Source organism: Enterococcus sp. 3H8_DIV0648 (genome assembly GCF_002140655.1).
Lineage (GTDB): Bacteria > Bacillota > Bacilli > Lactobacillales > Enterococcaceae > Enterococcus_A > Enterococcus_A hulanensis.
The window spans coordinates 1,590,000-1,590,952 of record NZ_NGLG01000001.1; the positions used below are offsets into that span (position 1 = coordinate 1,590,000).

The window sequence follows — 953 nt, forward strand, 5'->3', positions numbered from 1 at the left end:
GTATCCTTTTTTACTTTCGAAGGTTCAGGTCTTGTAGCAGCTTTTTTTACAGACTCTGCTTCACGATTCTTCCGACCCTCTTCTAAAGCTTTCATGATCTGCTCTTTAAAAGATCCTTCTTCTGAGTGTTGGTTTTGATCCTCAGACAAAAACAACTCCTCCTTACTTCATGTCATAACTTTAACCCTGTCTCTTATACACATCTAGATGTGTAGAGGAGTGAAATGTAAAATTTATTTAGTTAAGGAAATTATATTTTTTCTTTTTGAATAGTTTCTTCATACAATCGATATAAGTGTAACTCATACTCTTTTTTGGCATTTGTTACAACCGTGTCTCTGTCTCTTATACACATCTAGATGTGTATAAGAGACAGCATCCATAGGAATCTCATACTCATTACTTATTGTATATCTCATTGCATCAATCGCTGTATTTCCGGTAATGAAAATTTTATCTTCTGCATGATTTTCATTAATCAAATTATTTTTACTATTAACCGTTGGCGCAAAATACAAATCGGATAACACATCTGTTAATTGTCTATTCATTTCTTCTGGAAATGGAGAATATTTATCAAAGGTTCTCAAACCCGCCTCCACGTGACCTATTGGAATCTGATGATAAAATGCTGAAATTGAAGCTGCGAACGTTGTACTTGTATCACCATGAACTAAAATTATATCTGGCTGAATTTTTTCATAAACTGATTCAAGTAGAGTAATTACTCTACATGTAATATCAGATAATGTTTGACCTTGTTTCATAATGTCCAAATCAAAATCTGGAATGATATTGAAAAAATTTAATACTTGATCTAACATCTCTCTGTGCTGAGCAGTTACGGCTACATGTGATTCAAAACGACTATCTTTATCTAAAAATTTAATCAATGGTGCCATTTTTATTGCTTCAGGTCTAGTACCAAAAATTGATAACACTTTAATTTTCAT

The 953-nt window shown here is 32.4% G+C and carries 1 pseudogene; it reads right to left on the bottom strand.

The window, feature by feature from the left end:
• Positions 1-329 precede the first annotated feature (329 nt).
• Positions 330-953, bottom strand: a pseudogene (gene wecB / locus A5875_RS07395) (non-hydrolyzing UDP-N-acetylglucosamine 2-epimerase); the annotation flags it as partial.